Genomic DNA, 26236 nt, shown 5'->3' with positions numbered 1-26236 from the left:
GGGGCGCGGGGAACTGCGCGAGCAACCCCCACTCACCCGCACCCGCCCACCCACCCCACCGCCCCCCCCCCCCCGCCCCCCCGCCAGACCCCCCCCCCCTGGGTGGCCCCGCGCAGCCGCCCCGCCCCCGCCGGGGGCCCCCCCCCCGATGACGGGGGGCGGGGGAAACGGCGCCCCCCGCCCCCCCCCCCCCCCCCCGCCCACGCACCGTCCGCCCCGAGCTATCCGGCGCCCGGCGAGGCGGCGCAGCCATCCGGCGCCCGGCGTAGCGGCGCAGCCAGGCCGCATTACCGTGAACCCATGCTCCCGAACGCCCCCGGCGCGGCCGCCGCCTCCGCGCACGCGCCCGCCGAAGCCGTCGCACCCCTGATGCGGGGGATCACCGTGTTGCGCCGGCTCACCGAAGCGGACGGAACGCTGAGCCCGAGCGCGCTGGAGAAGGCGACCGGACTCGCACGTTCCACCGTGGACCGGATCACGGCGACGCTGGCCCGCATGGGCTACGTACGGCTGGACGGCCGTGACGCGGTCCTCGCCCCCCGGCTGATGGAGCTGGGCAACGCCTATCTCGCCGCCATCCGCCTCCCCCGCCTCCTGGACGCCCACGCCGACGCCCTCGCCGACGAACTCGACGAGTCCGTCTCCCTGGCGGTCCGCGACCAGGACGGCGTCCGCTTCATCCACCAGGCCACCCGCCGCCGCGCCATGTCCCTCAGCTTCCGCATCGGCGACCTCCTCCCGGCCGAACGCACCGCACCGGGCCCGTTGTTCGCCACCGAGTGGGAGCCGGCCGACTGGGCCCGGTGGCGCGCCCGCCGCACGGCCGACCCCGAGGGCCGCGGCTTCCCGGCGGTCCCTCCGCGCGGCGGTGCCTACGACGACTTCGAGGACCGTACGGCCCGGGCGGGCGCCCAGGGGTGGGCGCTGGACGACCAGTTGATCGAACCGGGGCTGGTGGCGGTGTCCGTACCCGTACGGGATCCGCGTACGGGCCGGGTCGCGTGTGTGGCGAGCGTCGTCAGCCACACGAGTCGGCACACCACGGATTCACTGCGCTCGACGCTGCTGCCCCGGCTGCGGGCGACGGTGGCGGAGATGGAGCGGGAGCTGCGGGAGTCGACGAGACTCCCCAAGACGACGGAACCTCCCCGGACGGCGAGACTTCCCCGGTCGAGGGAGCTGCCCGGGTCGCGGGAGCTGCCCGGGTCGCGGGAGCTACCCGGGTCGCGGGAGCTGCCGGAGGGGTCCGGGGCCCTTGGGCTGGCCGCCTGGACGGGTGCCTCCAAGCAGGAACTGGGCCGGGAGTTCGTCGAGTCGCTCGCCCGGGGGCTCACCGTGATCACCTCGTTCGGCGAGGGCCGGGCCGCACTCACCCTCACCGAGGTCGCGCAGGCCACCGGGCTCGCCCGGGCGACGGCCCGGCGCGCGCTGATCACCCTCGAACACCTCGGGTACGTCGAGTCGTACGACCGGGTCTTCCGCCTGACCCCCCGGGTGCTGGGCCTGGGCTTCCCGCCCCTGTCGATGCTGCCCCTCCCCGGAATCGCCGCGCCGCACCTGGCCGAACTCTCCGCGCGCGTCCACGACTCGGCGTCCCTCGCGGTGCTCACCGGGGGCGGGGAGGAGGTGCAGTACACGGCGCGGGTCGCCACCAGCCGCATCATGAGCGTCAACATCACCCTCGGGACGCGGCTGCCGGCGTACGCGACGTCCCTGGGTCGGGTGATGCTCGCCGATCTGCTCCCCGAGGTCCCCCTGCCGGAGCCTCTCGCCCCGCTGACCCCGCACACGGTCACCGGCCGGCGGGAACTGCTGACCCTCCTGGAAGGGGTACGGGGCGCCGGATACGCCCTCGTCGACGGGGAGTTGGAGGAGGGGCTGCGGTCCATCGCCGTGCCCGTGCGGGAGCGGGGCGGACGGGTCGTCGCCGCGGTGAACGTCGCGATGCACAGCAGTCGGCGGTCGGTCGAGGAGTGCGTGGCGGAGGTCCTGCCCGAGCTGCGGGCGGCGGTGGGGCGGATCGAGGGGGAGCTCGCGGTGGCGGGGATGTTCCGGCGCGTACCGGAGGTCTGACTCCCACCGCGAACACCGTACGCTGTCCGCGTCAGCCGTACGCGGACAGCGCACAGCGCACAGCGCACAGCGGTCGGCCGGTCGGCGGTCGACCGCCGAGCAGACACAGGAACGCGGCGACCGTGAAGCAGGCACAGGAACTGAGGAGACGCGACCCCATGGCAGCCGAGAAGCCGGTCAGGAAGCAGGAGGGGTTCCAGTCGGTCTGGACCCGGCCCCGGACCGGGCGGGAGCAGCCCGCGCTGAGCCGGGAGCAGATCGTCGCCGAGGCGCTGCGGCTGCTCGACGAGGAGGGCATCGACGCGCTGAGCATGCGCAAGCTCGGCGCCCGCCTCGGGGCCGGCGCGACCTCCCTCTACCGCCACGTCGCCAACAAGGACGAGCTGCTGGAGCTGGCCGTCGACGAGATCTACGGCGAGATCGAGGTGACCGGCACCCCCGACCCGGCGAACTGGCGTACCGACATCGCGAGTTGCGCCCACAACCTGCGCACCACGATCCTGCGCCACCCATGGCTCGCCTCCGTGCTCGGCGAGTTGGGCATGTCCTATCTCGGCCCGAACTGGATGCGGGTCTCCGAGGCCATGCTGAGACTGCTGACGACCGCCGGGTTCCCGGCCGACGAGGCCGACCGGGCGCTCACCACGGTCGTCGCGTACGTCACCGGCACGGCCACCACCGAGGCCGCCTGGCTCAACGTCCTGGCCCGCAGCGGCCAGGACGAGCAGAGCATGGTCGAACAGCTGTGGCCCGCCGCCGAGGAGGCCGCCCAGGACTATCCGCTGCTGCGCGAGGGCTACGCCGAACAGCGCGGCACGGATCCCCGGGCGGCCCGGGAGGAAGGGTTCCAGTACGGCCTCGACCGGGTCCTGGACGGGCTGGCGACGCGGCTGACGTGACACCGGAGAGCGCCCTCCCCGGCACCGCCTGCCGGGCACCCCTTCCTCAACTCCCTTCCCTCCCCTATCCGTTGACGCCCGTGTACTTGCTGAGACTCCAGTTCCACAGCAGCCGTGACAGGACGAACGCGGTGAGGCCGATGAAGGGCGAGGCGAACGCGAGCGCCTCCGGCACGCCCATCGCGTCTCCGTGGCCGGTCAGCACGCCGGCCGGGAAGTAGGCGATGAACGCGAGCGGTACGACGAAGGTGAACGCGGCGGACGCGGCCTTCGGGAGGATGCTCAGCGGGTAGCTGCCGAAGGTGCCCATCAGCTCCTCCAGCCACTGGCTCCAGTACGACGTGGCCGGGAAGTGGAACGCGGCGGCGGCCAGGGCCGTGAAGAGCGCGGCCTCCACCAGCATGCCGCCGAGGACCCCGGCCACCACGTAGGCGATCCGGCCCGCCGTCCAGTCGAGCGAACTGCGTTGCAGGGCGGCGACGAACAGACCGGCCGCGACGACCAGGTCACCGAGGGCGTTGACCGGGAAGAACGCCAGCTGGACCTGGCGGTAGACCGGCATGGGGCGGATCAGGCAGGGGTCGACGATGCCTTCCTGGACCAGGACGTTCATGTACTGGACCCGGCCGAGGAACAGCACGTACAACCCGTGGGCGAGCATGCGCATGCTCGCGATGAGCAGCACGTCGGAGCTGGACCAGCCGCCGAGGCCGGGGAACCGGGTGAGCAGGACGGAGGCGAAGACGACGATCGAGACCTGCCAGATCGCGCCGACGGAGACGTTCATCAGGAACTCGCCCCGGTATTCGAGACGGGCCTTGAAGTTGAGCTTGGTGATCCGCCAGACGACGCGCCAGGCGTGCGCCGGCCCATGGGGGACGGTGTGGTGCGGACCATGGGGGACGGTGTTGTGCGGGGTCGTCATGGTCAGCCTCCCTGGGACACGACGCGTCGGCCGGCGAGGTCCCAGAGCCGGCGGGTGAGCAGCGCGAGCAGCACGATCCAGACGGCCTGGATCACCATCTGACCGAAGGCGTCGCCGAGGCCGATGCGTCCGACGTAGATGGAGAGCGGTACGCCGAGCGTCGCCTGGAACGGCAGGAACGCGCTGAGCGTGATGAACCAGTCCGGGAAGTACCAGAGCGGGGCGTACACACCGGAGAGCAGGTTCTGCGCGAAGACGAGGATCAGCAGGGCCGCCTCGTTGCGCAGGGTCCAGAAGCACATCAGGTCGACCAGCATCATCACGTAGTAGAGGACGAGTTGGCCGAGCAGCATGCTGACGGCGAACACCCCGGCCACCGAGGGGGAGGCGGGCGGGGGGACGACTCCGACGGCGAGGCACAGCAGATATCCGGTGAACACCCAGCCGAAGCCGTACAGCTGGTCGCCGAGGGCGCGCAGCGCGTAGTAGCGCCGGGGTTTCATCGGCCGCAGGTACCAGTAGACGATCGTGCCGAAGCGCAGATGCTGGATCACCATGTCGCGGCCCGCGCTGCGGTCGAGGCCGCGGATGCGGTTCGCGAGGACGGCGAGTACGGCGTAGCCGACGGCCTGGGTCTCGTCGAGCCCGGCGCTGGAGTCGGTGTTCGCGTACAGCCCGCGCCAGAGGTAGACGACCAGGCAGACCTGGACGAGGAGCCGTACGGCGGTGGCGGACATCCGGGGCGGCGCGAGCAGTTCACCCCGGGGGGTGATCCAGGAGACGCGACGGGCGCGGGAGAGGGCGGCGGTGAGGGTGGTGGGTGTGGGGCGGGTGGGGCCAGTGGGGTGAGTGGGGACGGACGGGGAGGGGGTGGCCATGGTTCAGCCGCCCTGGGGGGTGGAGGGTGAGTCGGGGGTGGAGTCGGAGGAGGAGGAGGAGGAGGCGACGGTGGCCAGGTGCTGAGCCTCCTGGGCCTCCTGAGCCTCCTGGGCCTCCTGGGCCTCCTGGGCCTCCTGGGGCGGTACGTCGCTGAGGTAGGCGGCGCGCATGACGTCCTCCAGGTCGTTCTCCTCCAGCGCGAGGTCCGCGACCCGGAACCGCCCGATGATCACCTTGAGGGCGTCGTGGACGGTGGGCGCGTCCTCCCCGACCGGCCCGAAGACGACCCGCGGCCCTTCCCGCCGCAGCACACCGATACCGGCGAACCCGGGCAGCGGAACAGCGCCACCGCCCCCTTCACCCTGCTCGCCGGCCCCGACGCCGGCGACGACCTCGACGTCGGCCGGGTCGGCGAGTGTGGCCCGGACCTGCCAGGTGCCGCCGAAGCGCCGCCGGATCTCCTGGAGGGAGCCGTCGAGGACGATCCGGCCGTGGTTGATGAGCACGACGCGCTCGGCGAGGCGTTCCACCTCGGTCATGTCGTGCGTGGTGAGCAGGACGGTGCGGTCGCGCTCCTCGACCTGGTGCCGCAGGAACCGCCGTACCTGCTCCTTCACCACCACGTCCATGCCGATGGTGGGTTCGTCGAGGAAGACGACGGGCGGATCGTGCAGCAGCGAGGCGGCGAGATCGCAGCGCACCCGCTGCCCGAGGGACAGATGCCGGACGCGGGTGTCCCAGAACTCGGAGAGTTCGAGCAGCCCGTCGAACTCCTGGATCCGCTCCCGGAACTGCGCTTCCGGGACCCCGTAGATGTCCCGCAGGATCTCGAACGACTCCCGGGCGGGCAGGTCCCACCACAACTGCGTCCGCTGCCCGAACACGGCCCCGATGTTGTGGGCGTTGCGCTCCCGGTCCCGGTGCGGGACGACCCCGGCGACGAGGGCCTCGCCCGAGGTGGGCGTGAGGATGCCGGTGAGCATCTTGATGGTGGTGGACTTGCCGGCGCCGTTGGGACCGAGCAGTGCGAGCAACTCCCCTCTGCCCACACTGAAGTCGACGTCCCGGACCGCGACCTTGTCCACGCGCCGCGGACTGACGAGCGACCTGAGCGCCCCCGCGAAACCGGGTTGCCGCACGGTCGTCTGGAACACTTTGGACAGCCCACGCGCCTCGATCACCGCAGACAACGGCACCACTCCCCTTCACACACCCGCTCGACGTGTCGCCCGACCCTCGCGTCCGACATCCCGAACGCCATTCGGAACGACTGCGGCATGCTAGGCCCGCGCCCCGCCCGGGGAAACCGATTTCTCACGGGCCCCGACCTACCCACCCCACCCACCCCGAACGCCCACACCCCACCCACCCACCACCCGCTACACTGACCGGGCACCAAGCCTTCGTAGCTCAGGGGATAGAGCACCGCTCTCCTAAAGCGGGTGTCGCAGGTTCGAATCCTGCCGGGGGCACAGCAAAAGGGCCAGCTCAGGAGGGTTTCCTCCCAGGCTGGCCCTTCGTCGTGTTCGAGGCCGTGCCACACGCGTGCCACTACGGCTGTGTGGACGGCCAGGTCCTCTAGTCCGAGACGGCCTCTCCCCCACCCTCGCGGATCATCGCCCCGAGCCGATCAGCGATGGCCCGGTCGCGGTCGCTGGTCATGTGCTGATAGATCAGCGCGGCGCGCGAGCTGCTGTGGCCCATGCGGGTCATCAGCTCACGGGTGCTGGCACCGGCGGTCGAGGCTAGCGTGTTGCCGGTGTGGCGGAGATCGTGAAAGTGGAGCTCCGACGTGACGCCCGCCGCCTTCCTGGCCGCCACCCAGTCGTCGCGGAAATTGCTCCGCCGGAGTTGGCCTCCCTGGGGGCCCACGAAGACGTGTCCGTCGCGGCCGGGCGCGGCGAACTGTTCCAGGTGGCCCGTCACGTCGTCGAGCAGCTCGGCGGGGAACGAGATTGCACGAACCCCGGCAGCGGACTTCGGTGCCTTGTCGAAGAGGCGGCCGTTCTGCAACTCGGCCTGAGACCGGCGGACGCTGACGGTCAGCCCCTCCAGGTCGATGTCCCGACGGCGAAGGGCGGCGAGTTCGCCGAAGCGCAGAGTGGTGAACGCGGCCAGGAGGACGAGCAGCCGGTAGCGCGGCGCGATGGCGTCGGCGACGGTGACGGCGAAGACCTCCGCGACCGAAAGGACCGGCCGCGCTGCCGGGTCTCGGCCGTGAGGGCCGGCTCGAGAGAAGGTCTCTCTCGCGCCGGGCCGTCCTCGCGTCTCGGTCGTGCCGCACGCTCTCCGCCCAGCAGCAGGGGCAAGGAGCGCCCGGTGTCGACGCCGTCAGTCGTAGGCTCCGTCAGTCGTAGGCTCCGTCAGCCGTAGGCTCCGTCAGCCGTAGGCTCCGTCAGCCGTAGGCTCGGTCAGTTGTAGACGTTGAATTCCGCGATGGACCACCAGTTACTCGCGACATCAGCGGTGTTGACGACCTTGATGTGGCGAGCCGTCCGCGTGGGGAAGGAGACCACCTGGACGCGCTGGCCGTCCGTCACGGAGGAGACCTTGATCCAGTCGGTTCCATCCTCCGAGACGTACACGTCCGCGCTTCGCGCGTAATCGTCGATGCTTCCGCCGACATCCAGGACGACCTTGTTGAAGGTCTGCGCCTGCCCCATGTCCACGTGGATCCAGAGGCCGTCGTACTGCCCGGTTCCGGAGCTGTAGCGGTTACCGGAATCACCGTCCAGCATGTTTCCGGGTGCGTCCCACTGGCTCGCGTCCGAAGCCGTCGCGGTCCAGCCCGTGCGCGGCAGTGCGGGGCCCAGGTCCATGACGTCGAAGGATGAGCCGCCCGCGTCCGCTCCGGTGGCGCCCTTCACGGAGACCGTGACCTTCCCCGCTGGGAGTCCCTTCGGGACGTAGGCGCTGATGCTCGTGTCCGACCAGGTGTCTATCTCGGCATAGCTCGATCCGAAGTACACCGTGCCCAGCCCCTGCGAGTCGCCGAAGCCGGAACCGTGGATCGTGAACTTGGAGCGTGGTACGCCCCGTTCCGGCTTCAGATCGCTGAAGGTCGGCGATGGGAAGCTCGAGAGCTTCCTGGTCGTGAACATCGCCGAGGTGCCACCCGGCAGCTCATAGGTGTACGAGCCGTCGGTGGACATCTTGAAACTCTTGCTGTCAGCGGTCCCGTTGAAGACCACGGTGACCTGGTCCCCTTGCTTGCTGGTCCAGCTCTTCGACTGGAGGCCGCTTGCCACCGCTGTCGGAGCCGCGATGGAGCCGGTTCCGCGCGCGGCTCCGTACACCTCGATGTCGCCGATGGCCCACCAGAAACCGGAGGCCGCGGTGCTGACGATGCGAATGTACTGTGCCGTGCGGGTCGGCAGTGCGACGGTTATTTTCCCGATTCCCCCGCTGCCGCTCGCGATCGCGCTGCCCCACTCGGCTCCGTCGTCCGACACATAGATCTGATACTTCGTGACGTAGTCGAACGAGTTGTTCACGCCGGTGTCGAAGACGATCTTGTTGAAGCTCGTGGGGCTCCCCAGGTCGATCTGGAACCAGTCACCGCTCGTCGTCCCGTGCCCGAGGCTCCACTTGGTATTGATGTCGCCGTCGATCGCGTTCGCGGCCCTGCCCCAGTCCGGCTGCGCGGAAGCCGTGGCCGTCCACTTGGTACGGCTCAGTGCCCTTCCGGTCGTCCGGACGGAGGCTCCGATCGGCAGGGAGTACGTGATCAGCTTGTTTCCGGTGCGGATGCGGTTCTGGTGGGGCAGCAGTGCCGGGTCGTAGGTGACGGTGACCGGACCGGACTCCGACTTGAACGCGAAGTCGTGTGTCGGGTCTGGGACCTTGGCCGCTGCGGGGGTGCTGCCGCTCCGCGCGGGGCCGGAGTAGGTGAAGGTGACGGCGTCTCCGGCGTTCAGGGTGTAGTCGAACGAGTGTGTCCCGTCCGCGACGCTGAAGGTCTTCGCCGCCTTTCCCGAGTTGTGCGCGATCAGCACCTTCGATCCGTCCGGGTTCTGGAACGCGACGTTCTCTATGCTGCCTTCCCCGAAGGTGTTCGAGTAGATCCGGCGTGCTCCGGGCCTGACGAACCTGCTCGCGTGGGCGAGGGCGTGGTAGTCGACGTTGTAGGACACCTGCCCGTCGGCCGGGTCGATCGTGAGCAGGCCCCGCAGCATGGGGATGCCGGCCGTGTCGCTGTTGAGCGGGCCCCGGTCGGGATCGAGTGCGATGTTCCACAGCATCACGCCGTTCGCCCAGTTGCGCGTGCCGTTGATGATCCACGTACCCAGTGCCTCGGTGAACGCAGTCTGGTCGCTGTCCTGCCACACTCCCCCGGTGGCCTCCGTGATGAAGGTTTCCTTGCTCGGGTAGTCGTTGTGGACCACCGTCTGATACGTCGGGTCGCCGCTGTAGATGTGCCATCCGGTGCCCGCGGTGTACTGGGAGGCTGCGGGGTCGCTGAAGATCGTCTCCGGGTACGAGGGCACGTCCCAGTTGTGGTCCCAGGCCAGGATCTTCGTGGAGATTCCGTTGGCTTCGAACGCCTTGCCGATCTTCTTGATCAGCTCGGCTTCCTGGTACGCGGACAGGAACATTCCGGGCCAGGTGGGGGTGCCCATGGGTTCGTTCTGCGGGGAGATGTACGAGATGGGCACGCCGGCTTCGCCATAGGCTTGCACGAACTTGACGAAGTAGTCCGCCAGGGCGGAGACGTACTCGCTCTTGAGAGTGCCGCCGATCATGGAGTCGGAGGTCTTCATCCAGCCTGGTGGGCTCCAGGGGTTGGCCATGACCTTGAGGGACGGGTTGAGGGCGAGGGCCTGGCGCAGGGCCGGGATGATGTACGGGACGTCATGCTGGATGGAGAAGTCGGCCAGCGTCGGGTCTGTCCGGCCGGCGGGCATGTCGTCGTAGGAGTAGCTGCCGGACGCGTTGAAGTCCGTGGCGCCCATCGGGGAGCGGAGGAGGCTGAGGCCGATTCCCTTCGAGGGATCGAACAGCTTCTTCATCAGCTTGGCCCGCTCGGCAGAGGACAGCTTGTCGATGAGCCAGGCGGCGGAGTCGGTCATGGCCGCGCCGAAGCCGTGGACCTTCTGGTACTTGACGCTGTCGTCGATCTTGATCGTCAGCGGGTTGGCCGCTTTCCTCGCCTTGAACAGCACATCGTCCTGGTCGGCGACCCACGTGTCGGCTGATACGTCCGTCAGCCACACACGGACGGAATTGTCACGTGGGGCCTGCTTCAGCCGCGGGACGGCTATGGCATTCCCGGAAACCTGGGTCCACGCGGCGGCGACGCCGACCGCGGTGGCCAGGAACCGGCGTCGTCCGAGACCGTACGAGCTCATGGAAGATCCTCCTTCGGACCAGCTTGTTCTGTACTTGGGTGAGGGGGTGGGACACACTGCCGAGGTGGGGGATCGACCGGTCGGAATCGGTGCTACGGCGACGTCGGCGCCGACTGTGCGGCGCTGGTACTCGGTTCCTTGATCACGAGCGGGTGCAGTTCCCAGGCGTCGACCGCGAAGCCGAGGCGCGTCCCCGGTGCGGTGCGGGCCCGCAGTCGCCAGGGGCTCTGCCCTGTGGGGTAGAAGCGCAGGGTGAGGACCTGGCCGGTGGTGACCAGGAAGATTTCGGCGATGGAGTGGTCGACGACCACGCGCAGGTCGACGGGCTGGTCCGCCGGGCAGGGCATCCGGTGGGAGCCGCCGCGGGCTCTGCTGTCCAGTGAGGCGTGGTCGCGGTCGACGACCAGTTCACCCGCGTCGGTGTCGAGGCGGATGTCGAGGTACTCGGAGCCGTCCGCGGTGGTGACCAGCCGTAGGCCGGCGTTTCCCGTCGGCTCCAGACGTGCCGTCAGGTCGAAGGCGCGGCCCACGGTGCCGAGGTCCACCGGCCACGGGCCGTCCGTCGCGCCTGTGGCGTGGAGGGTGTGTCGGCCGCGCAGGGCCAGCAGTTCGGCGGCGGGATGCTGGCGCAGTGTGCCGTCGTCGTCGACGTGGATCTCGCGGGGCAGCGTGAGGACTCCGGCCCATCCGTCCGCGAGGGCCCAGGCTTCGTCGCGGGCCTCCCATGACCAGGCCCACAGCAGCCACCGGTCGCCCGGTCCGCGCAGCAGGGCCGGTGCGTAGCAGTCGGGGCCGTGGTCGGCGGGTACCGCCGGTCCGGCCTCGAAGTGGCCGTCGTGTTCTTCGCCGATCAGGGCCGCGACGCTCAGCGGGCCGGTGGGTTCGGTCCACGTGCCGAAAATGAGGGCGCCGGGCCCGTCTGCCGCCGGAAGGTACTGGGGGCATTCCCAGCCCTCGCCGGAGTGCAGGGCGGTGTCGCCGACGGGCTCCGGGCGACGGGCCGCGAAGGGCCCTCGGCAGGTCCAGGTCTCCAGGTCGGGTGAGTCGTACAGAAGGGCGGCGGCGCGGCCGTCCGCGAGGGCGGCGCCGACCAGCATCCGCCAACGGTCGCCGTCCTGCCAGACGTAGGGGTCGCGGTACATGGTGCAGCCCTCGGGCAGCTCGGGGATGAGCAGTTCGCCCCGCGGGGTGAAGGTGCGGCCTCCGTCGGCGGAGACGGCGGAGGTGACCGGCTGGTGCTGGAAGGAGCGGTCCTCGCGGTGCGCGGAGTAGAAGGCGACCAGCCGCTCGCCGTCGGAGACGGCGTTGCCGGAGAAGCAGCCGTCGGCGTCCGGGCCGCCCGCGGTCGGGGACAGGGCGATCGGCAGCGGCTCCCAGGTCAGCAGGTCGGGGCTGCGGAAGTGGCCCCAGTGCAGGTTCGCGTGGGTCGCTCCGTAGGGGTTGTACTGGTAGCTGACGTGGTAGTGGCCGTCGTGGAAGACCAGGCCGTTGGGGTCGTTGATCCAGTGGTGGGGCGGGCGCAGGTGCGCCACGGGGCGGTGCGGATCGCTGGGTGTGGTGGACACACGCGTGCCTTTCGGTCTTGCTGGGCCCGCCCCGCCGGCCCTCGATTCGGCGGGGCGGCTGGGTCGGCGGGGCGGGGGTCTTCGAGTCCGCGCAGGGCCTTGTGGGCCGGGCGCGGTCAGGTCTGGAGGCGGTCAGGTCTGGAGGCGGTCAGGTTCGGATGCGGAATCGTGCGCTCAGCTGCTGCTCCCGCCGTGAGCTGGGCCCGACGCGGAGCGCGAACTCACCCGGTTCGACCACGCGGCGGTTGTCGGCGGTGACGAGTGAGCACTGCGCGGCGGGGATGCTGACGGTGGCGTCCAGGCTTTCGCCCGGAGGGATCTCGACCTGGGTGAACGCCTTCAGTTCCTGCTCGGCCCAGGTGACGCTGGTGGTCAGGTCGCTGATGTACGCCTGGACCGTCTCCAGGGCCGGCCGGCTGCCGCTGTTGGTGAGTCGTACGGTCGCGTCGACGGTGCCGTCGGCGGGGATGTCCGGGTCGTGCACGACGAGGTCGGAGTAGCTGACGGTGGTGTAGGTGAGGCCCTCGCCGAACGCAAACAGGGGGTCCTGCGTGAGGTCGGCGTAGCGGCTGCCGTGCTGGCCTCGCACCTGGTTGTAGAAGACGGGCTGCTGTCCGACGTGGCGGGCGAAGGAGACGGGGAGCCGGCCGCTGGGTTCGATGAGTCCGAGGAGGAGTTCGGCGACGGCGCGGCCACCGCGCATGCCCGGATTGAACGCCTCGATGAGCGCGGCTGCGTTCAGTGCCGAGTCCGGGAGGGTGCTCGGCTTGGACTGTGCAAGTACGACGATCATGGGTGTGCCGGTGGCGGCGACCGCGTCCAGCAGGGCGATCTGTCCTCCCTGGAGGTCGAGCGTGGCGGTGGAGCGCACCTCTCCGGTGAGGTCGATGGTGTCCCCGACGACCACGACGGCGTAGTCGGCGGCTTCTGCGGCGGCGATGGCCTGCCCGAGTTGTGCCTGGTCGACGGGGGCGGGGGTGAAGACGTCCGGCTGCGGTTGGCCGTCGGGGCCGAGGGTCCACCCGGTGTCCTGGTGGGGGCTCGCGATGTCGGCTCCGCGGGCGTGCGTGATGGTCCAGTCGGTGGGTGCGACGGCGCGGAGGCCGTCGAGGACCGTCTCCACCGACTCCCGTGGATGGCCTTCGGGCATCCACGGGACCTGGCCGGTGGCGCCCGCCCAGTCGCCGAGCATGGCTTGGGTGCTGTCGGCGTTGGGGCCGATGACCGCGATCGTCCGCGGAGTACCCCGGCTCACGGCGCGGCCGGTTCCGTCCGAGGTCAGCCCTCCTTCGAGGGGCAGGGTGCCGTCGTTGCGCAGCAGTACGAGGGAGCGTCGGGCGGTCGCGAGGTTGAGGTCTGTGTGGGCGCGGCAGCCGATCACCTGCGCCTGCCGCTCGGGGTCGGGAACGCGCGGGTCCTCGAAGAGTCCGAGCTCGAACTTCAGCCGCAGCACCCGCCGTACCGCGTCGTCGATCTGCTTCTCCTCGACCAGGCCGCGGGCGACCGCCTCCTGCGCGCCCTCGAAGAAGCCGGGTGTGGCCATGATCAGGTCGTTGCCGGAGTTGACGGCGACGGCCGCAGCCTCGGCGTAGTCGGCGCAGGTCCGCTGGTCGTAGACCATCCGGCCGACGTTGTCCCAGTCGGTCACCAGCGTGCCGGTGAAGCCCCATTCGCCCTTGAGTACCTCGTTGATCAGCCACTCGTTCGCGGTGATGGGCACCCCGTCGATCGACTGGTAGCCGAGCATGAAGGCCCGGCAGCCGGCCCGGGCCGCCCGCTCGAACGGGGGCAGGAACCATGAGCGCAGCTTGCGTGGGCTGAGATCGGCCTCGCTCGCGTCGCGCCCGCCCAGGGTCTCGGAGTAGCCGGCGAAGTGCTTGGCGTACGCCAGCACGGCGGTCGGGTCGCCGAGGCCCTCGCCCTGGTAGCCGCGCACCATCGCCGCCCCGAGTTCACCGATCAGGTACGGGTCCTCGCCGAACGTCTCGTTGATCCGGCCCCAGCGCAGGTCCCGGGTGATGCACAGCACGGGGGAGAACGTCCCGTGGATCCCGGTCGCCGCGATCTCGGTCGCGGCCGCCCGGGCCACGCGGTGGAGCAGGGCGGGGTCCCAGGCGCAGGCCATGGCCAGCTGGGTCGGGAAGATCGTCGCACCGGGCCAGAACGAGTGGCCGTGGATGCCGTCGTCGGCGGTCAGCAGCGGAATGGCCAGCCGTGTCCGTGTGGCGATCTCCATGGCCTGCGGCATCAGGTCGGGTGACACGTGCAGAACCGATCCGGCCAGTTTGGCCGACACGATGTCCTCCAGGTCCCCGTGTTGTGCGTCGAGCATCAGCAGCTGCCCGACCTTCTCCGGAAGGGTCATCCGTGACAGCAGGTCCTCGGTTCTTGCTTCCACGGTCGCTTCCGGGTCCAGGTACACGGCGGTGCCGACCGGCTGTCCCACGTTGTTCTCCCAGTGATGAGTGGTGAGGGGCGGAGAGTCGATGTCCGGCGGCGGGGCGCCGGGAGGTCACTTCAGGCCGGTGGTGGCGATGCCGGCCACGAACTGGCGCTGGAAGAGAAGGAAGACGAGCATCACCGGCAGCAGGACGACCACGGCGCCGGCGAGCAGGATGCCGAAGCGGGTGAAGGACTGTCCGCTGCTGGCCAGGGCGAGGCCGACGGGAAGGGTGTACTGGCTCTCGTTCTGGGCCACTACCAGGGGCCACAGGAAGTTGTTCCAGGAGCCGAGGAAGGTGATGATCCCGAGGGTGGCGAGGGCCGGCTTGGTCAGCGGCAGGATGATCTTCGCGAAGATGGCCAGTTCGCGGCAGCCGTCCACCCGCGCGGCGTCGATGAGTTCGTCGGGCAGGGTGGAGATGAACTGCCGCATCAGGAACACCCCGAAGGGGCCGGCGAGGAACGGCAGGACCAGCCCGACCAGGGACCCGGTCAGCTGCATGTTGGACACCAGCACGTACAGCGGCACGAAGGTGACCAGGCCGGGGATCATGAGCGTCCCCATGACCAGCAGGAACACGGCGCGCTGTCCGCGGAACTCCAGCTTGGCCAGGGCGTATCCGAGCATCGAGCAGAAGATCAGGTTGCCCGCGGTGACGGCGAGGGCGACGATCACGGAGTTGGCGAACATGCTCGTGAAGTCGAGCGTGCTGAACAGTTCACCGTAGTTGGCGGTCGTGGGCGCCGTCGGGACCAGGACCGGCGGTACCCGGCGGATGTCGGCCTCGGGCTTGAAGGAGCCGGACAGCATCCACAGGAACGGCGCGATCATCAGCAGGAGGGCGCCGGCGAGCGGCAGGTACAGCCAGGGCTGGCCCCAGGTCTGTCGGACGCGGCGGCGACGCAGGGTACGCTCCGTGTCCGGGGTTGCCGTCGGCACGGTGGCGAGGGTGCTCATGGGGCATCAGTCCTTAATCCACGGATCGCAGCACGCGGAACTGCAGCACGGTCAGAGCGACGATGAGGACGAAGATGACGTAGCTGGCCGCCGACGCCATGTCGTAGTTGCCGTTGCCGAACTGGTTGTAGGCGTACAACGTGGCCGACAAGGTGGAGTCCAGCGGCCCGCCGCCCGTCATCACGAACGGCTCGTCGAAGAACTGCAGATAGCCGATGCCAGTGGTGACGGCGGTCAGCAGCAGCGCGGGCCGCAGGAGCGGGAAGGTGACCCGCCAGAACCGCTGCCAGGGCCCGGCTCCGTCGAGTTCGGCCGCCTCCATCAACGACTGCGGCACGGACTGCAGACCCGCCAGCATGATGATCATGACCGTGCCGAGGTTGCGCCACACGGCCATCACGATCATGACGGGCAGGGCGAACCGGGTGTCCGCCAGCCAGGCCGGCCCGCCGATCCCGAACCAGCCCAGCACGAGGTTCACCAGACCCGCGCGCGGTTCCAGGAGCGTCTTCCACACCACGGCGACGGCCACGATGCTGGTGATCACCGGCAGGTAGAAACCGACCCGGAAGACGGCCCGGAAGCGGCGGATGCCCCGGTCGAGCGCGACGGCCGCGGCGAGCCCTGCGGCCAGCGTCAGCGGCAGGGCCACCAGGACGAACACGCCCGTATTGCGCAGGGCCGTGAAGAACTGGTCGTCCTGGAAGAGCCGGGCGTAGGTGTCGAGTCCGGTGAACGACACGTTCAGCGGGGTGCGCAGATCGGCGCTCTTGGTGTCGGTCAGGCTCATCAGCAGCGACCAGACCACCGGCACCAGCATGAAGACCGCGAACAGCGCGAGGAACGGCGCGGCGAGGATCCAGGCGGCCCGGGCCTGCCTGCCGCGCGCCGAGCTCCGGAGCCCGGAGTGCCTGCGACCGGCACCCCGTTCCGGTCCTGCCGTGCTCTGCTTGTGGGTGTCGCCCCGCTCAGGGAGCGTTTTCGTGGACATGGATGTCATCCGTCCGTACGAGGGGTCCTCACCTGCGGCGCTCAGCGGCCCGTGCCGATGCTGGTGGCCTTGGACTGCAGCGCCTTCTGCACCTCGGCGACGGAGGCCTTGCCGAGGGCCAGCTTCTCCAGTTCGCCGTCGATGGCGTCGGCGATCTGCTGCCAGGTCGTGATGGCGGGCTGCGGCCTGCTGACCTTGAGCTGCTCCTCGAACGCCTTCATGTTCTCGTCCTCGGTCAGCTTCCCCTCCGTCCACGCCCGGGGCGCGGGGGGCAGGCTGCCGGTGACCTTCGCATAGGCCGCGAGGTTGGCGGGCTCGGTCAGGAACTGGGCGAACTTCCATGCCGCATCGGGGTTCTTGGCGTCCTTGAACACCGCGAGGTCGGTGCCGCCGGCGAACCCGGCGGGCTGCTTGGTGTACGGCACCGGCATGGTCTTCCACTTGCCGTCCAGCTCGGGGGCGTCCTTGTGGAAGCTGCCACCGGCCCACGCGGCCTCCTGGTAGGTGGCGAGCAGCCCGTCCCTGAATCCCTGGACGTTGTCGGACCTGTCGGTCGGTGCCAGTCCCTGCTTCGGGACGCTCGCCCAGTACTCCAGAGCCTTGGCGACCTCGGGCGTCTCGAAGGTGAACTTCCCGGTCTCGGCGTCGTAGATGTCACCGCCCTGCTGCCAGACCATCGGCAGCCAGAAGATCCAGGAGTTGAAGCCCATCACCAGTCCGGTGGCGTGGCGCAGCTTGGGGTTCTTCTTACCGGCGGTGGCCTGGATGGCCTTGAGGTCCTTGAGGTATCCCTCCCGGTCGGCGGCCGGGGCGCCCTTGATGCCGGCCTTCTCGATGATGTCGGTCCGGTAGTAGACGACCGTGGTGTCGGCGCTGAACGGGACGCCGTAGGAGGTGTCCTTGTACTTGGTGGTGTCCCACTGGCCTGGGTAGAAGTCGGACGACTTGATCGATGACGGTGTGGCCTGGAAGGCGTTCATGGCGGCCATCTCGGGCATCCAGGTGCTGCCGACCATGGAGAGGTCCGGGGTGTTGCCGCCGGCGACCGCGGTGGTCAGCTTGTCGTGGGCGGCGCTCCACGGGACCGCGGTGATCTTGACGGTGGCGTCCGGGTTCTCCTGCTCGAACTTCTTGGCCAGGTTCTTCAGGTTGTCGTCGGGGTCGCCCAGGGACCACATGACCACCGTGCCCTTGGCCTTGCCGGCGCCGAGCTTCGCGGGTGCGTCGTTGCCGGGGCCGGAGTCCTCGCTCCGGCCACAGCCGGTGGCCACCAGGGCTGCCGTGACGGTGACGGACAGGACCTGGGCGGTTCTGACAGCGTGACGGGTCGATATACGCATGGGTGCGGCTCCTTGCCAGTGAGCGATACGGAAGCGAGTGGGCCGGCGAGCGGCGGAGAGCGGGAGGGCACGGGTGCTCGGCCGGTCGGCCCGTAAGTGGGGGCCGGGTGCGAGAGAGGCATTCACGGTCGGACGCACGACGCGGATCGCGACTGGAGAGTCCGACGCGGAGTGGGATGGCGGCCGGGCGAGGTGTGCCCGGCCCATCGATCGGTGTCCCGGATCAGGAACGCGCGAGAAGGAGGGTGCGGAGGGGCGGTGCGGCGTGAACGCAGGCGCAGCCGCCGGGAGTTGTGAGGAGGGCGAGGCGGAGAAGGTCCGCCGAGGTGTCTGGAAGACAGGGGCGGTGTGTCACGCGGGGGCGACACACCGCCCGGCCACGAAGCGCCGACGTCCGGGGCGCATCGCGGTGAGGCGCGTCAGTTCGCGCTCGGCCCTAAGGTCGAGCCACGCACCACGAGGCTGGTGGGAATGATGCGCGAGGTGGCGGCTTCCGGGGATCTGCGTACGTGGTCCAGCAGCAGACGGGCCGCCGCCTCCCCCATCTCCCGCATCGGCTGGCGGATGGTGGTCAGCGCCGGATAGGTGTACGACGCGATCTCGACGTCGTCGAACCCCACCACGGCCACGTCCCGCGGAACACGCAGGCCGGCCTCGTTCAGGGCCGCGAGCACACCCGCCGCCGAGGGGTCGTTGTGCCCGAAGACCGCGTCGAACTCCACCCCGTCCTCGATCGCTTTCGCGACCACGGCCCGGCTGGTGTCGAACAGGAAGTCGCCGCAGACGATGCTGCGCCGGTCGAGCTCGATCCCGGCCTGCGCGTAGACGTCGACGAAGCCGCCCAGCCGTTCCTCGGTACAGCCGAACCCCTCAGGGCCCGTCACCACCAGAGGGCGACGACGGCCGATGTCCAGCAGATGGCGTGCCGCCTGTTCACCGCCCTCCCTGTTGGTGGTGGCCACGTAAGGGAAGCCAGGCCGGTGAAAGCGGTCGTCTATCAGCACCATCGGCAGCCCTGCTTCGTGCAGTTCCGTGATGTACCCCAGGGCTCCCTCGGGCTCTATCACCAGCAGACCGTCGAACGACTTGGCGGCGACCTGTAGACCCAGTCTGCGCAGTGACTCCTCACCGCGGTTCCAGGTCAGCATGCGCAGACCGAAGCCCTCGGTCTCCAGCGTCTCGACGACCGCCTGCACGATGCCGGCCCAGGCCCAGGCCATGTCAGGGACCAGCATGCCGATCATCTGCGTCGTGCCGCGGGCGAGCCCCACGGCCCCGGCGCTCGGCACATAGCCCAGGTCCGAAATCGCCTGGCGGACCCTCAAGACGGTGTTCTCGTTGATCTCGCCCTTGCCGTTCAGCACCCGCGAGACCGTCGTCTTGCTCACTCCGGCCCGCGTGGCCACGTCGGCGATAGTGACTCCCATGTCACCTCCCTTCTCTCCCGGTAGAGGCGGAAGACGTCCTCCCGCACCGAAGGGCCGATCGTACAGCGACCCTCGGAACCGGTACCGGAAGCGGTTCCGGAACCGGTTTCGGTACCGGTTCCGGAAGTGAAGCACCGAGAGCCCCGACGGGTCAACACATCGGAAACAAATCGCTTCGCCGGCCGGCCTCGGCCTCACCGATGCCGCGGAAGGCGATGAACCGGCACCCGACGCGATGGACTCTGACCTGCACGTTTACGGCCTGAGACGCTCCCCTCCTCGCCGCTTGGGCCTAGTTCGCGAGCGCCGGCGGCACCCCGGAAGCGCGGGCCCGAATCGGAGCAATCACGTCAGAACCGTTGACGCACTGGCCGGATTGCGCTTCATAATCGGGCACTCGCTGTCATCGATGACATAAGTCAACGATGACACCCAGTCGGCTGCGTGGACGTCGCCGTCGCTGGAATGTCACATTTCGATCCGCCCGCGCCAGGGCCGCAGTCACCGCTGCGCGGACGGTCCGCGGGACAAGGAGTCACCATGAGCTCTGCACGCGTATTCCGGCCTGCCGGCATGCGGTTGACGGCGGCGGTGGCGACCGTCTGCGCCCTGTCGGCCGCCCCGCTCGCGCCCCAGGCCGTCGCCGCCGACCCGCCGCCGTACACCGAGACCTACAGACCCCAGTTCCACTTCACCCCGGAGAAGAACTGGATGAACGACCCCAACGGATTGGTCTACTACAAGGGCGAGTACCACCTCTTCTACCAATACAACCCGAACGGCAACTCCTGGGGCGACATGTCCTGGGGGCACGCGGTGAGCAAGGACCTCGTGCACTGGGAGGAGTTGCCGCTCGCTCTGTCGCACGACGACGAGGAGATGGTGTTCTCCGGCAGCGCGGTCGTCGACGTGAACAACACCACCGGCTTCGGTACGAAGCAGAACCCGCCCATGGTCGCCATCTACACCAGCGCCTACAAGGACGGCGGCAAGCAGGCCCAGTCCCTCGCCTACAGCACCGACCGCGGCCGCACCTGGACCAAGTACCAGGGCAACCCCGTCATCGACATCGGCTCCCGCAACTTCCGCGACCCGAAGGTCCAGTGGTACGCGCCCACCCAGAGCTGGCTCATGACGGTCTCGCTGTCCGAAGAGCACAAGGTGCAGTTCTACTCGTCGAAGAACCTCAAGGACTGGAACCTGCTCAGCGAGTTCGGGCCCACCGGCGCGACCGGCGGCGTGTGGGAGTGCCCCGACCTGTTCCCCCTCGCGGTCGACGGAGACAAGAAGAACATCAAGTGGGTCCTGGTCGTGAACCTCAACCCCGGGGGCATCGCGGGTGGTTCGGGCTCGCAGTACTTCATCGGCGACTTCGACGGCAAGAAGTTCACCGCCGAGGACAAGGGCACCTACACGCCGCCCAACGGCACCGTGCTGCAGGGCTTCGAGGGTGCGGGCTTCGGTGACTGGACGACGACCGGAACCGCCTTCGAACAGGGATCGGCCGCCGGGTCCGTCGACTGGCAGGGGGCTGTCAGTGGCTTCGAGGGCAAGGGCCTCGCCAACAGCTTCCACGGCGGTGACGGCGCCACCGGCACCCTCACCTCCCCCTCCTTCATCGTCGCCAGCCCCTACCTGAACTTCAAGATCGGTGGCGGGCGGCATCCGCACGAAGCCGGAACCGTTCTGGGCGCGTCGCCGCCCGAGGGCACGGTCCTGGCCGACTTCGAGGGCGGCACGTACGGCGACTGGACTGCGACCGGGGACGCCTTCGGCACCGCACCGGCCGCCGGCACCCTCCCCGACCAGGGCCAGGTCTCCGGCTTCCTGGGAGACGGGCTGGTCAACACCTTCCTGAACGGGGACGCCACCACCGGCACCCTCACCTCGCCCGAGTTCACCCTCGACAAGAAGCACATCAACTTCCTCATCGGCGGCGGCAACCACCCGGCCGGCTCCGACCACGCCACCGCGATCGAGCTCCTCGTGGACGGCCAGGTCGTCCGCAGCGCCACCGGAAAGGACGCCGAAGCGCTCAACTGGGCCTCCTGGGACGTCGGCGACCTCGCGGGCAAGAAGGCGCGGATCAGAATCGTCGACGACAACACCGGCGGCTGGGGCCACCTCAACGTCGACCACATCGTGCTCTCCGACACCACCGCCCCACGCGTCTCCACGGAGACCTCCGTCAACCTGATCATCGACGGCAAGGTCGTCCGCACCGCCACCGGCACCGACAGCGAGACCCTGGACTGGGCGTCCTTCGACCTGCGCCCCTACGCCGGCAAGAGCGCACGCATCCAGGTCGTCGACATGAACACCGGCGGCTGGGGCCACGTCATGGCCGACCAGTTCACCACCGCCGACAAACCGGCCAAGTCCGTCCTGCAACGGGCCGACTGGACCGACTACGGCAAGGACTACTACGCGGCCGTGTCCTGGGAGAACGCCCCGGGCGGCAAGCGCTACATGATCGGCTGGATGGACAACTGGGACTACGCCGGCTCCGTCCCCACCACCCCCTGGCGCGGCGCACAGAGCATCCCCCGGGAAATGGCCCTGCGCACGATCGACGGCCGGACCCGACTGACCAGCAAGCCGGTGGGCAACCTGGAGTCCCTGCGGAACAAGCGCCCGGCCACGGCCTCCGGCGTCACCGTCAAGAACACCTCCAAGCCCCTGCTCAGCCGCACGGCCAAGAGCAAGACACTCGACATCGAGGCCACCTTCTCCCTCAAGGACGCCAAGCGGTTCGGCCTCAAGGTCCGCACCGGCGCGGGTGGTGAGGAGACCGTGATCGGGTACGACGCCACGACACAGGAGCTGTATGTCGACCGCTCCCGCTCCGGCGCCGTGGACTTCCACAACCTCTTCTCCACCGGCATCGAGACCGCACCCCTCAAGCCCAAGAAGGGCAAGGTGAAGTTGCGCGTCCTCGTCGACGCGTCGTCCGTCGAGGTCTTCGGCGGCAACGGCGAAGCCGTGATCACCGACCAGATCCTCCCCGACCCGTCCAGCACCGGCGTCGAGGTCTTCGCCGAGGGCGGCACCGCCACCCTCGACCAGCTGCGGGCGTGGCAGCTGGGGTCCATCTGGAAGTGACGAACCCGCAGCTCACCGCAGCTGGCCGCCGGGCAGACCGTCCGCACGCGCCCTACCTGGCCGGGAAACCGGCCAGGTAGGGCAGCAGGTGGCGAGTTCATGTGAGACAAGTTCATGCGGGGCGAGTGTTCACGTGAGGTCGATAAGCGCAGGCGTCGGCTCGGCCGCCTCCAAATCGAACGGATAAAACTCCCACGTGACGGGCTCCGCGTCCTTGGGCACGCGGTAGACGAACTCCATCTCATCCTTGAACCCGGGCTGCAGTTGCGCGTTGCACTCTGGGTTGCCTGCGATCTCGTACAGGTTCTCGATGGTGTCGAAGCGGCGCTCCTGGTCGTCGATCAGGGCGTTGACGATGGGCAGCGAGCAGGTGAGGTCCATGCTGGCTTTCGTCTCGTTGGTGACGACGGTCTTCAAAGTGACGTATTTGGCCTCGGCACCCGCTTTCTTCCGCGCTCCGGCAAGTGTGATGGTGTCGCTCTCCACCACCTTGGAGATCTTCACGACGACCCCCTCATTGCTGGCCCGGTCGCCGACTTTGAAGTCCGCCCCGACGTCCGATGGCGCTGCCTCTTCCGCTTCCGCGGTGTCGGCTTCGGGTACCGCTTCTTCGGTGACCGTGACAGTGACGGTCGGTGCCGGTCCGGCTTCGTCTTCGCTGCCGCCGGTGAGGCCGGCGGTCACGGCGGCAGCGATGGCCGCGGCGGCTACCGCAGCCACGGAGGCGATGACGGCCGTGCGGTTCTTCGGCGGGGTCGGCGGAACGGGTGGCCCGTATCCCGGCATGGGCGGCGGCGTGACGTTCTGACTCATGGTTCCCCCCACAAGGTGGTGCTGTCGAAGGCCGGATCATCCCCTACAAGACGCATGGTGTGGAACTTGAGCGCAGAAAACGTGACCACACCGCCCCGGGCCGAGAGAACTCAGGCAACCACCTGACGAAGCGCCGCCCGCACCCCACTCCGCACACACCGGAAGCTCGACGACGACTACCGTCACGGCCTCCGGCGCTACCTGCCCGCAGGTATTGCATGGTCATCTGGAACGGATTCAGCACACATGAGGCCGGGAAACCCCGTGAACACGTGAGGACTACGGAGGCTCATCGGGGTGTCCTCCCAGACGTCGTGGGAGGCCGCGACGAGTTGCTCGCCGATGTGGACGGTCGCAGCCGTCATGTCGGTCTCGTGCCAGGGCAGGCCGCAGGACTCGCCACGACGCGTGCCGCGAAAGACCATGAGGTGGAACATCGCTAGAGCCGGTGCTCGGCGACGCCGTGGACCGTTTGAGGTCGGCCCTCTTGCCGAACCAACGGATCAGGAAGTGCTCGACGGTCTCGTCCGAGAGGACGTCCACGCCGTCCTGGGCCTTGTCCCAGATCCCCTGGGCTCCCCTGGGCCTTCTCCTCGGCCTTCTTCTTGGTGAGGGACCAGCCCTTGCGCGGCCGACGTCGCTCCCCCGGTGGCCCTGGGCGGCCCGTGCGCGGCGGGTGTTGAAGGCGTGCACATCCACGGTGCCCTCGCGGCGAATGGCTGGCCCCCGGCCGACGAGTACCGGCGCTGGGAGCGGTGACGTCGGCTCGTCGTGCTCCGACCGTCCCGGCTCACGCCAGGAAGGCCACCGGGTGAACATCGGGGTGGTCAGGACGAGTTCGCCATCGCCGGTCTCCTCGCGAACACCACGACCCTGCGCGAGACGACCAGGACCGGTGGCTGAAGATACCGGTGTGCCGCGATTGTTCCCGTCGTGTAAAGGCGCACGTGATCACCCGCAGCCGGATGGGGCGTGGCATGCACGGGGCCCGATTTCCGGACAATGGTCTGATCAACTACTGACAATTGATACGTTTCACTGCCAGCATCGTCACACCCGCACAGCCCCTTCACAGGCACATCACAAGGCGCTCAAAGGAGCATGCGTGACGAGCGACAGACGTCCTCACAGACCCACGTTCCCCTCTTTACGCCATCGCGCCGCAACGGGCGCGATGGTCGTCACCGCCGCACTGTTCATCGCGGGACTCCCCGCCTCCGGCGCGAACGCCGATCCGGACCCCGGCTCGGCGAGTCCCGCGAAGATCACCGCCAAGCCCAGGGCGGGCGCGACGCCCGTCCCGCTCACCCCAGCCCAGCGCGGCAAACTGCTGAAGTCCGCGACGGACGCCGGTGACGACACCGCCGACGCCCTGGACCTGGGCGCCAAGGAGAAACTGGTACCCAAGGACGTCATCAAGGACGCCGACGGCACCGTGCACACCCGCTACGACCGCACCTTCGCCGGACTCCCCGTCCTCGGCGGCGACTTGGTGGTCCATGAGCGCACCGGCGGCCGGACCGTCACCAAGGCGACCGACGCCCCGATCACCGTGCCCACCACCAGGGCCGACGTCCCGGCGTCGGCAGCCGAGAAGTCCGCCCTGAAGGCTGCCGACGCCGAGGGCACACGGAAGACCGAGGCCGACGGAGCACCCCGGCTCGTCGTGTGGGCCGCCGACTCAGCGCCCACTCTCGCCTGGGAGTCCGTCGTCACCGGCGTCCAGAAGGACGGCACGCCCAGCGAGTTGCACGTCGTCACTGACGCCCGGAGCGGCAAAACCCTGCGCGAGTTCGAGGGCGTCCAGGCCGGAACCGGCCACGGCCAGTTCAACGGCAAGGTCGACGTCGCCACCACCCGCGGTGCCGAGGGATTCGAGCTGTACGACACGCAGCGCAATCACAAGACGTACGACCTGGCAGGCGGCACGGTGGGCACCGGCAGGCTCTTCACCGACGCCGACGACGCATGGGGCGATGGAACGCCGGGCAACGCCCAGACCGCGGCCGTGGACGCCGCGTACGGAGCCCAGAAGACCTGGGACTTCTACCACGACCGGTTCGGCCGCAATGGCATAGCCAACGACGGCCGACAGGCGTACTCCCGCGTCCACTTCGGCAACAACTTCGTCAACGCGCTGTGGGGTCACCAGGGTTGCTTCTGCATGACCTACGGTGACGGAGCGGGCAACGCCAACCCGCTGACCTCCCTCGACGTCGCCGCCCACGAGATGTCCCACGGTGTCACCGAGACCACCGCGAACCTCATCTACGCCGGCGAGTCCGGCGGGCTGAACGAGGCCACCAGCGACATCATGGCGGCGGCCGTGGAGTTCTTCGCCAACAGCCCCGGAGACACTCCCGATTACGAAGTCGGCGAGCTGATCGACATCAACGGCGACGGCACACCGCTGCGCTACATGGACCAGCCGTCCAAGGACGGGTTGTCCCAGGACTACTGGTCGCCCGCCACCGCCAGCGTCGACGTCCACTTCTCCTCCGGCGTGGCGAACCACTTCTTCTACCTCCTCGCCGAGGGCAGCGGCAGCAGGACCGTCAACGGCGTGGCCTACGACAGCCCGACCTACGACAGTCTCCCCGTCCCCGGCATCGGGCTGCACAACGCCACCAACGTCTGGTATCGGGCGCTGACCACGTACATGACGTCCAGCACGAACTACGCGGACGCCCGGGAGGCGACCCTCCAGGCCGCCGCCGACCTGTTCGGCCGGTCCAGCGAGGCGTACGAGACCGTGGGCAACGCGTGGGCGGCCGTGAACGTGGGCTCGCGCTTCGTCAACCACATCGCGTTGACGGCTCCACGCGACCAGGAGGCCGCCGTCGGTCAGCCGACCTCGCTGCGGATCTCCGCCGCCACCAGCCGGCCCGGAGACCTGACCTACTCGGCCACGGGGCTGCCCGACGGGCTGTCCATAGACGCCGCCACCGGGGTCGTCTCCGGCACGCCGACCACAACGGGCGACTTCACCCCCACGGTCACGGTCGGCGTCGACGGCCAGGCGGACACGAGTTCCAGGGCGTTCTCCTGGACCGTCATCCCGTCCGGCGGCGACTTCTTCGTCAATCCCGCCGACGTGGACATCCCGGACGCGGGTGATCCGGTGGAGTCCCCGCTCATCGTGACCGGCCGCACCGGCAACGCGCCGAGCGACCTGGAGGTCACGGTGGACATCGTCCACACCTACCGCGGTGACCTGGTGATCGACCTGGTGGCGCCCGACGGCACGGCGTACCGGATGAAGGACTCCAGCAGCGACTCGGGGAACGACATCCACACGACGTACACCGTGGACGCGTCCGCGGAACCGGCCGACGGCACGTGGAAGCTCCGCGTCCAGGACGTGTACGCGATTGACGTCGGCACGATCGACAGCTGGAAGCTGACGTTCTGAATCCGTTCCTCCGCAGCGGCTCCTGTTCGTTCCGCCTCGCCCGGCGCACCGGGCGAGGCGGA

16 protein-coding genes and 1 tRNA gene are annotated in these 26236 nt (G+C 69.2%); 5 read left to right on the top strand and 12 right to left on the bottom strand.

Features of this window, described 5'->3' with window-relative positions:
* Positions 1-300 precede the first annotated feature (300 nt).
* Positions 301-2073 (top strand): IclR family transcriptional regulator domain-containing protein, encoded by a 1773-nt coding sequence (locus PUR53_RS35755; RefSeq protein WP_329910995.1) that lies wholly within the window; start codon positions 301-303, stop codon positions 2071-2073.
* Positions 2074-2231: 158 nt separating this feature from the next.
* Positions 2232-2972, top strand: a complete 741-nt coding sequence (locus PUR53_RS35750) for a TetR/AcrR family transcriptional regulator (RefSeq protein ID WP_329910994.1) — start codon at positions 2232-2234, stop codon at positions 2970-2972.
* Between the two features lie 64 nt (positions 2973-3036).
* Here the strand turns inward: PUR53_RS35750 and PUR53_RS35745 are convergent, their stop codons facing one another.
* From PUR53_RS35745 to PUR53_RS35735, 3 genes are all read right to left on the bottom strand, one after another.
* Positions 3037-3897 carry an ABC transporter permease gene (locus tag PUR53_RS35745; RefSeq protein ID WP_329910993.1) on the bottom strand — a complete coding sequence of 287 codons (861 nt, stop codon included), beginning with the start codon at positions 3895-3897 and terminating at the stop codon, positions 3037-3039.
* 2 nt (positions 3898-3899) lie between these two features.
* Positions 3900-4634 carry an ABC transporter permease gene (locus PUR53_RS35740; protein WP_329910997.1) on the bottom strand — a complete coding sequence of 245 codons (735 nt, stop codon included), beginning with the start codon at positions 4632-4634 and terminating at the stop codon, positions 3900-3902.
* 144 nt (positions 4635-4778) lie between these two features.
* The gene (locus PUR53_RS35735) at positions 4779-5966 is read right to left on the bottom strand and encodes an ABC transporter ATP-binding protein (RefSeq protein WP_329910992.1); all 1188 of its coding nucleotides are present in this window, start codon (positions 5964-5966) and stop codon (positions 4779-4781) included.
* A 209-nt stretch (positions 5967-6175) separates the two neighbouring features.
* Here PUR53_RS35735 and PUR53_RS35730 point away from each other — a divergent pair.
* A tRNA-Arg gene (locus PUR53_RS35730) sits at positions 6176-6248 on the top strand.
* A 106-nt stretch (positions 6249-6354) separates the two neighbouring features.
* Here the strand turns inward: PUR53_RS35730 and PUR53_RS35725 are convergent.
* The 8 genes from PUR53_RS35725 to PUR53_RS35690 all read right to left on the bottom strand — a co-directional run bounded on the left by PUR53_RS35725 (position 6355) and on the right by PUR53_RS35690 (position 18847).
* On the bottom strand, positions 6355-6924 hold the full coding sequence (locus PUR53_RS35725) for a tyrosine-type recombinase/integrase (RefSeq protein ID WP_443078274.1): 570 nt from the start codon (positions 6922-6924) through the stop codon (positions 6355-6357).
* Between the two features lie 263 nt (positions 6925-7187).
* A complete protein-coding gene (locus PUR53_RS35720) occupies positions 7188-10124 on the bottom strand; it encodes a discoidin domain-containing protein (protein ID WP_329910990.1) in 2937 nt (978 codons plus the stop codon).
* A gap of 92 nt (positions 10125-10216) precedes the next feature.
* Positions 10217-11689, bottom strand: a complete 1473-nt coding sequence (locus tag PUR53_RS35715) for a glycoside hydrolase family 32 protein (protein WP_329910989.1) — start codon at positions 11687-11689, stop codon at positions 10217-10219.
* Positions 11690-11837: 148 nt separating this feature from the next.
* Positions 11838-14135 (bottom strand): glycoside hydrolase family 3 N-terminal domain-containing protein, encoded by a 2298-nt coding sequence (locus tag PUR53_RS35710; protein ID WP_329910988.1) that lies wholly within the window; start codon positions 14133-14135, stop codon positions 11838-11840.
* 66 nt (positions 14136-14201) lie between these two features.
* Entirely contained in the window at positions 14202-15089 is an 888-nt protein-coding gene (locus PUR53_RS35705) for a carbohydrate ABC transporter permease (RefSeq protein WP_329900506.1), read from the bottom strand.
* A gap of 13 nt (positions 15090-15102) precedes the next feature.
* Complete coding sequence (locus PUR53_RS35700; protein ID WP_443080403.1) at positions 15103-16089, bottom strand: carbohydrate ABC transporter permease; 987 nt, start codon at positions 16087-16089, stop codon at positions 15103-15105.
* 32 nt (positions 16090-16121) lie between these two features.
* Positions 16122-17420, bottom strand: a complete 1299-nt coding sequence (locus PUR53_RS35695) for an extracellular solute-binding protein (protein WP_329900504.1) — start codon at positions 17418-17420, stop codon at positions 16122-16124.
* Positions 17421-17839: 419 nt separating this feature from the next.
* The gene (locus PUR53_RS35690; RefSeq protein WP_329910986.1) at positions 17840-18847 is read right to left on the bottom strand and encodes a LacI family DNA-binding transcriptional regulator; all 1008 of its coding nucleotides are present in this window, start codon (positions 18845-18847) and stop codon (positions 17840-17842) included.
* A 540-nt stretch (positions 18848-19387) separates the two neighbouring features.
* On the opposite strand from PUR53_RS35690, the gene PUR53_RS35685 reads away from it, so the two are divergent.
* Entirely contained in the window at positions 19388-21949 is a 2562-nt protein-coding gene (locus tag PUR53_RS35685; RefSeq protein WP_329910985.1) for a GH32 C-terminal domain-containing protein, read from the top strand.
* Between the two features lie 129 nt (positions 21950-22078).
* Here PUR53_RS35685 and PUR53_RS35680 read toward each other — a convergent pair whose 3' ends face one another.
* The gene (locus tag PUR53_RS35680; RefSeq protein WP_329910984.1) at positions 22079-22762 is read right to left on the bottom strand and encodes a hypothetical protein; all 684 of its coding nucleotides are present in this window, start codon (positions 22760-22762) and stop codon (positions 22079-22081) included.
* A gap of 1174 nt (positions 22763-23936) precedes the next feature.
* On the opposite strand from PUR53_RS35680, the gene PUR53_RS35675 reads away from it, so the two are divergent.
* The gene (locus PUR53_RS35675; protein WP_329910996.1) at positions 23937-26174 is read left to right on the top strand and encodes a M4 family metallopeptidase; all 2238 of its coding nucleotides are present in this window, start codon (positions 23937-23939) and stop codon (positions 26172-26174) included.
* Positions 26175-26236: the final 62 nt, after the last annotated feature.

This window comes from Streptomyces sp. SP18BB07 (assembly GCF_036322545.1).
GTDB lineage: Bacteria > Actinomycetota > Actinomycetes > Streptomycetales > Streptomycetaceae > Streptomyces > Streptomyces deccanensis.
This window is presented reverse-complemented; position numbering and strand designations above follow the sequence as displayed.